Source organism: Streptomyces sp. NPDC057654, from assembly GCF_042800135.1.
GTDB lineage: Bacteria > Actinomycetota > Actinomycetes > Streptomycetales > Streptomycetaceae > Streptomyces.
In genome coordinates, this window is the sequence record NZ_JBHVHQ010000437.1 from 1 (window position 1) to 6,925 (window position 6,925).

A 6,925-nucleotide genomic window follows, 5' to 3' on the forward strand; every position below is an offset into this window, starting at 1 on the left:
GAAGGGAACCGGCCGGTCCGACGCCCGCTGTGCGGCTGCCCTGCCGCGCGTACCCGGCGCGGAGCGGGTCATCGGCGCCTGCCTGGCGGACCTCACCACGGCCGGCACCATCCCCAGCGGGCACACCGACCCCGACGACTGGGCCGGCCTCGAAGCGCCCGGCACCGTCAACCCCACGGGCGTGAGGGGCATACAGCTCGACGGCTACTTCCCGGACTCCTCCACCACCAACGCCACACACGGCTGGAACCACGACAGCCAGTTCGTGATCAGGCTGCCCGACCGGTGGAACGGCGGGCTGGTCGTGGCCGGAACGCCCGGCACGCGGGAGCAGTACGCCAACGACCGCATGATCGGCGACAGCGCGCTCGCCAAGGGCTTCGCCTACGCGGCCACCGACAAGGGCAACACGGGCTCCCACGTCTACCGCGACAGCCGCCGGCCGGGCGACGCGATCGCCGAGTGGAACCTGCGCCTCACCCAGCTGACCGTGGCCGCCAAGCGCGTGGCCAAGCAGCGCTACGGGCGTATGCCCGCCCATACGTACGCGGCCGGGGTCTCCGCGGGCGGCTACCTGGTGCGCTGGCAACTGGAGAACTTCCCCCGTCTGTACACCGCCGGCATCGACTGGGAGGGCCTGCTGCTGACCCGCGACGCCCCCAACGTCCTGAGCACCGCGCCGCCCGCCCTGCGCGCCTATCCCCGCTACCGCGCGGGCGAGCCGGGCGCGGCGGAGGCGATGTACGCGGCCGGGTACCCCAGTGGCTCCGAGCCGCTGTGGGACGTCCACTATCGGACGCTGTGGGACGCGCTCCAGCGGCTCATCCGTGAGGAGGTGGACCCGGAGTACGACGGCGCGCTGGAGGCCGGAACGCCGTTCTGCCCGGAGGGCACCGGACCGGGCTGCGACACCGACTACGTCTACACCGACCGGCCGGACGAGGTGCACGACACGGTGGATCGGCTGTCCCTGACGGGGCGCGTCAAGCGGCCGTTGATCACGCTCCAGGGCACGCTCGACGTGCTGCTGCCCATCTCGCGGAGCGGTGACGCCTACGACGCCATGGTCGAGGCGTCCGGCCGGGGCGGTCTGCACCGCTACTACCGGATCACCGACGGCAACCACTTCGACGGCCTGTACGCGGCCCACCCGGCCCTGGTCCGCCCGATGCTGCCTTGCTTCAGGGCCGCCTTCGACGCGCTGACGGCGTGGACCGAGCACGGTGCCGCCCCGCCCCCGAGCCGTACCGTGCCGCGTACGGGCGGGGACCCGGTGAACTCCTGCGCCCTGTGAATGACGTGTGACCGTCGGCGGAATTCCGACGGGATACGGGTCGAATGTCAGTGGTGCCGGGTAGAATCTGTGGGACGGTAGAAAATCATCGCGTGTACGACGCGTGTACGACATCGAGCAGTCGAGTTCGGTGGAAGGAAGCGCAAGGAAGGAGGAAGCCCATGACGACGGTCTTGCGCACATACGTGGGTTTGTTCCTGTTCCTTGTCGCCGGGCTGCTGCTCAGCGAGACCGGCTGGCTGGGCGCAATGGCGCTCGCCGCCACCACCGCGGTCGCGGCGGCACTGATGACCTGTGCGGTCATCACGTCCCGTACGGGCTATCCGCTCGCGACGAACCGCGTACGTACCGCGATAAGGGACCGGGAGCGCCGCACGGCGTTCCTGGCCCAACGCGATCCCGACGCCGCCGGCCGTGCCCGGCCGCGAGCGCCCGGCCGTCCCTTCCCGACGGCCGCGTAGGCGCTCCTTTTTTGTTTCGCGTATCTGCCTGAAATTTCTTGTTCCGTTCCGGCCCGTTCCGGTTTCTTCCGGTTGTTCTGACTCGTCCGGTCCGATTCCCGTATGCGATATGGAGCCCGTGCGGCTCGTCACGCCGTTTTCCCCTTCCGGCACGACGAGACCTCGTGGAGGGCTCACCCATGTCCGTATTCACCTCCCCTTTCGCCGCGCTCGGCGCGCTTCTCTCGCACTGCGCCGACATGCTCGAACCGCTCTTCGGCGGCTCGGCCACGGCCGCCGCGATCATCGTGTTCACCTGCTGCGTCCGGCTCGCGCTGCACCCGCTGGCCCGATCGGCCGCGCGCGGCGAGCGGGTGCGGGCGGAGCTCGCGCCGCGCATCGCCGAACTGCGGCGCAAGCACAAGAACGAACCCGAGAAGGCGCAGCGCGCGATGGGGGAGCTGTACAAGGAGGCCGGGGCCTCGCCGCTGGCGGGGTGTCTGCCGATGCTGGTGCAGCTGCCGGTCTTCTCCGTGATGTACCACCTCTTTTCCTCGGGCTCCGGCGGTACGGGCCTCCTCGGCCACAAGCTGCTGGCCGCTCCGCTCGGCGGCCGGTGGGCCGGGGCGCTCGGCGACGGCGGGGTGTTCGGGCCGCGGGGGCTGGTCTATCTGGGGCTGTTCGCGCTGGTCGCGGCGGTGGCCACGTGGACGTACACGCGGGCCCGCAAGACGGCCGCCGCCGCTGCCGTACTCGCACCGGCTGGTGGCGCGGACGGCGAGTCGGCGATCCCCGGTATGGCGCGGATCGGCAGGTTTCTGCCGCTGATGGCCTTCGGCACGCTGGTCAGCGTCGCGGTGGTGCCGCTGGCGGCCGGGCTGTATCTGGCGACGAGCACGACGTGGACCGCGGCGGAACGGGCGCTGCTCCAGCGCGTACGGACGCCGCGTACGAGTGCGGAGGTCAGCGCCTGATGGAGGGTCAGGAGGACCGGTTCGGGGGAACGGGCGGGCGCGTCTCCTCCTCTTGATGCGAGTGAGCATCATATTTCCCTACATGACTGGGGAAAAGAATGGAAAAGTGAAGAAAGCTGGCCTTACGGGCGTGCTGGCGGGTGCCGTCGGTGTGCTGATGGTCTGTCTGTTCGCCTCCGGGAGCGTGGCGGAGCCGTTGCCCGAAGGGCCGGGGCCCGAGCTGACCGCGGCCGCGGAGTGCTACGCGTACGAGCACGGTGGACCGCGCGAGCCCACCGGCACCGCCGCCAACCTGGGGGACGCGACCGTGTTCACCGGCGACGGGGAGTCGAGGCTCCAGGTCTTCGACGTCGGCTTCGACCTGATGGGGTGGGACGGCGGCGACCAGGGCGTCGCTTTCGACGGCATCCCCGAGGACGCCACCGTGCTCGTCAACGTCACCGGGCCCGCCCGTACGATCAGCTCCTCCACGGGCGATCTGCCGGACGGCCTGCACGAGCGGCTGCTGTGGAACTTCCCGGACGCCGCGCAGGTCACCATCCAGGGCAGCGCGCCGTTTCAGGGCAGCGTGCTGATCGGCCGCCCGGAGAGCGTGACCACGGTGTCGGCGCCGGGCATGAACGGGCGCCTCTTCACCGCCGGTTCGCTGACGCCGGAGTCGATGTCGGAGTCGACGCCGGTCGCGGAGGCCGACTGGTACCCGTTCAACGGGGAGTTGCCGGAGTGTCCGGGAGAGCACCCTTCCCCGACCCCCACGCACACCCTCTCGACCACTCGGCCGACGGCGTCCCCGTCGGACACTCCTTCCGGGAGCCCGACGGAAAGTCCGTCGGAGAGCGCTTCTGAGCCCCCGTCGGAGATCCCCTCCGCGTCCTCCCCGTCGGCGTCGCCCTCCAAGAGTCCGTCGGCGAGACCTTCCGCATCCCCCTCGCAGAGCCCGTCCGAGTCGCGGTCCGCCTCTCCCTCCGCCTCTGCCTCCGAGAGCCGCCCCGCCCACGTACCCGCACCGGGTCCCGGCCCCGGTTCCCACGGCACAGCCGGCGGCAGTGAACCGCTCGCGCACAGCGGGCCGGCGATGGCGGACACGATGCTGGTCGGCGCGTCGGTCGCGGCGCTCGGCGCGGGCGTCTCGCTGGTGTTCCTCTTCCGTTCGCGCGAACGGCGCTCGTAAGGGCACGACGTACGCTGACGGAGCGTCAGCCCAAGTAGCGCTCCAGTGCCTCGACGACCAGCGCGTGGTCCTCGGCCTGCGACAGGCCGGAGACCGCGACGGTCCCGATGACGCCCGTACCGCGCAGCCGGATCGGGAACGCGCCGCCGTGCGCGGCGTAGCGGTCCAGGTCCAGCCGGGAGGAGTCCTCGAAGGTGCGGCCCTTGGCGCGGAAGCGGGCGCCGACGAGGTAGGAGGACTCCGCGTACCGCTCCACGACGCGGCGCTTGCGGTCGGTCCAGGCGTCGTTGTCGGCCGAGGTGCCGGGCAGCGCGCAGTGGAAGAGCTGCTGGGCGCCGCGCCGGATGTCGACGGTGACGGCCGCGCCGCGCTCGCGCGCCAGCTCCACGAGGAGGGTGCCGAGCCGCCAGGCGTCGTCGTTGCCGAAGGAGCCGAGGACCAGGCGCTGTTCCTGTTCCGCCAGTTCGGCGATCAGGGCCGCTTCGGCGCTCACGCGGGCGACGCCCCTTCTCCCTCGATACGGACCGTACGGCCCTCGTCCGCGCTGGTGCGCGCCGCTTCCAGCACGCGCAGCGTCGCCGCCGCCTCGGCCGCGGTGACCGGCGGCGCGGCCCCGTCGTGCAGGGTCTCGGCGATGGCCGCGTAGTACGCGGGGTAGTCGCCGGGCAGGGTCGGCACGAGGTCGCCGCTGCCGGTCTGCGGCGATTCGCCGGAGCCGATCCGGCCCCAGGCGGACTCCGGTTCCACGCCCCAGGCGGGGCCGTCGTCGCCGGGCCGGCGGCCCTCGCGCAGGGCGGCCTCCTGCGGGTCGAGCCCGTACTTCACGTAGCCCGCGCCGCTGCCCAGCACCCGGAAGCGCGGGCCGAGCTGGGCGGTGGTGGCGCTCATCCACAGGTGGGAGCGGACGCCGCTCGTATGGGTGAGCGCGATGAAGGTGTCGTCGTCGGCCTCGGCGCCGGGGCGGCGCACGTCGGCCTCCGCGTAGACGGCGGCGGCCGGGCCGAAGAGGGCGAGGGCCTGGTCGACGACGTGGCTGCCGAGGTCGTACAGCAGCCCGCCGAGCTCCGCGGGGTCGCCGGACTCGCGCCAGCCGCCCTTGGGCCGGGGCCGCCAGCGTTCGAAGCGGGATTCGAAGCGCAGTACGTCGCCGAGCTGCCCGTCGGCGATGAGCTGGCGGACCGTGCGGAAGTCGTTGTCCCAGCGGCGGTTCTGGAACGGGCTGAGCAGCAGCCCGCGCTCCGCCGCCAGTGCGGCCAGTTCCTCGGCCTCGGCCGCGGTCGCCGCGAGCGGCTTGTCCACGACGGCCGGGAGCCCGGCGTCGAGGGCGGCGCGGGCGAGCGGCACGTGGGTGCGGTTGGGGGAGGCGATGACCACGAGGTCGAGTTCGGCGGCGCGGCCGAAGAGCTCCTCGGCCGTGTCGACCGTACGGACTCCGGGGTGCTCGGTGAGCGCCTGCTGCCGCCGTTCGGGGCTGGCGGTCACGATGGTGTCGAGGGCGAGGCCGTCGGTGGTGGCGATCAGGGGGGCGTGGAAGACGGAGCCTGCCAGGCCGTAGCCGATGAGGCCGACGCGGAGGGGGGAGCCAGTGGTGCCATCCATACCGCCCACTTTGACAACGCTGTTGCCAAAGTGCAAGCGACGGGGACAATGGGTCGGTGCACAGAAGTCATCCCGGAGCCAATCTCGCCGCGCTGCGCGGGCACAATGCCGCTCTCGTGCTCGGTCTGCTGCGCGACGCGGGCGACGGCGGTGTCAGCCGTCTGGAGCTGGCGGAGCGTACGGGCCTCACCCCGCAGGCCGTCAGCAAGATCACGGCGCGGCTCCGGGCGGACGGCTTCGCGGCCGAGGCGGGCCGCCGCGCCTCCACGGGCGGCAAGCCCCGCACGGTGCTGCGGCTGGTCCCCGACGCCGGCCACGCCATCGGACTGCACCTCGACCGGGACGAGCTGACGGCCGTACGCACCGACCTGGCGGGCCGCACCGTCGAATCCCGCACCGCACCGCTCGACTTCGGGGCGGGCGCGGCGGCAGTCGTGGAGGCGGCGGCCTCGGCGGCCGAGGCGCTGCGGGGGGAGGGGCGCGCCGTGCTGGGGGTGGGCGTCGCCGCTCCGGGGCCGCTCGACCACCGGAACGGGGTGCTCCGCCGCGTCACCGGCTATCCCCAGTGGGACGGCTTCCCGCTGCGCGCCGCCCTCGCGGAGCGGCTGGCGCTGCCCGTCGCCGTCGACAAGGACACCAACGCCGCCGCCCTCGGGCTCGCGCCGGGCGGCGCCGGGGGCGCGGACTCCTTCGCGTATCTGCATCTCGGTACGGGCCTGGGGGCCGGGCTCGTGCTCGGCGGCGGGGTGTACCGGGGCGAGCGCACGGGCGCGGGCGAGTTCGGTCACCAGGTCGTCCAGTTGGACGGCCCGCCGTGCGGGTGCGGCGGCAGGGGCTGCGTCGAGGCGCTGTGCCTGGCGGCGGTCGCGGCCGGGGACACGGCGCGCGCGGCCCGGCTGCTCGGGGTCGGCGCGGCCAACCTCGTACGGCTGCTGGACATCGGCCGGGTGCTGCTCGGCGGCCGGACGCTGCTGGCGGCGGCGGACACGTACGTACGGGGGGTGGGCGCGGTGCTGGCGGAGGACGCGGCGCGCGGGGACGGGCGTACGGTCCCGGTGGCCGTGGCTCCGGGCGGGGCGTGGACGGTGGTGGAGGGGGCGGCGCAGCTGGTGCTGGCGCCGCTGTTCGGGCGGTCCGGCGGGGCGGCGTTCCCCGTGCGGTCCGATGGTTAGACAATCCGCTGTTCGGGCGGGATGTGGAGACCATTCGGGGGTAGCGGGGCCGGATGTGCGGCGGCGCCGGGTCGGGCGGTGCGATGTTCCGACGGCCCGTAACGTTCCGTCCGCGGAGGTCCGCCGATGCGCCTGCCCCGTGCCCTCGCCGCCGTGAGCGCCGCCGCGCTCGCGCTCGTACTCGCCCCGGAGGCCGCCGCCTTCGCGGCCCTCGGCGACCCCGGCGGGAAGCCGCCGGGCTGCGGCGCCGCCCGCGGAGCCCAGTCCCCGGTCTC

The 6,925-nt window shown here is 73.4% G+C and carries 7 protein-coding genes; 5 read left to right on the forward strand and 2 right to left on the reverse strand.

Translation table 11 applies throughout. The features are described from left to right. The 4 genes from ACFU99_RS26975 to ACFU99_RS26990 all read left to right on the forward strand — a co-directional run. On the forward strand, window positions 1-1,294 hold a 1,294-nt coding region (locus ACFU99_RS26975), incomplete at its 5' end, for a tannase/feruloyl esterase family alpha/beta hydrolase (RefSeq protein ID WP_384396570.1). Between the two features lie 161 nt (window positions 1,295-1,455). Then, entirely contained in the window at window positions 1,456-1,755 is a 300-nt protein-coding gene (locus tag ACFU99_RS26980) for a DUF6412 domain-containing protein (protein WP_384396573.1), read from the forward strand. Between the two features lie 179 nt (window positions 1,756-1,934). After that, complete coding sequence (locus tag ACFU99_RS26985) at window positions 1,935-2,708, forward strand: YidC/Oxa1 family membrane protein insertase (protein ID WP_384396576.1); 774 nt, start codon at window positions 1,935-1,937, stop codon at window positions 2,706-2,708. 106 nt (window positions 2,709-2,814) lie between these two features. Further along, window positions 2,815-3,879 carry a choice-of-anchor A family protein gene (locus tag ACFU99_RS26990; RefSeq protein ID WP_384396579.1) on the forward strand — a complete coding sequence of 355 codons (1,065 nt, stop codon included), beginning with the start codon at window positions 2,815-2,817 and terminating at the stop codon, window positions 3,877-3,879. 25 nt (window positions 3,880-3,904) lie between these two features. On the opposite strand, the gene ACFU99_RS26995 is transcribed toward ACFU99_RS26990, so the two are convergent. After that, entirely contained in the window at window positions 3,905-4,372 is a 468-nt protein-coding gene (locus ACFU99_RS26995; protein WP_384396582.1) for a heme-degrading domain-containing protein, read from the reverse strand. Continuing rightward, window positions 4,369-5,478 carry a Gfo/Idh/MocA family oxidoreductase gene (locus ACFU99_RS27000; protein ID WP_384396585.1) on the reverse strand — a complete coding sequence of 370 codons (1,110 nt, stop codon included), beginning with the start codon at window positions 5,476-5,478 and terminating at the stop codon, window positions 4,369-4,371. The genes ACFU99_RS26995 and ACFU99_RS27000 overlap by 4 nt, the downstream gene beginning before the upstream one ends. A gap of 56 nt (window positions 5,479-5,534) precedes the next feature. On the opposite strand from ACFU99_RS27000, the gene ACFU99_RS27005 reads away from it, so the two are divergent. Next, complete coding sequence (locus tag ACFU99_RS27005) at window positions 5,535-6,650, forward strand: ROK family protein (protein ID WP_384396587.1); 1,116 nt, start codon at window positions 5,535-5,537, stop codon at window positions 6,648-6,650. Window positions 6,651-6,925 lie beyond the last annotated feature (275 nt).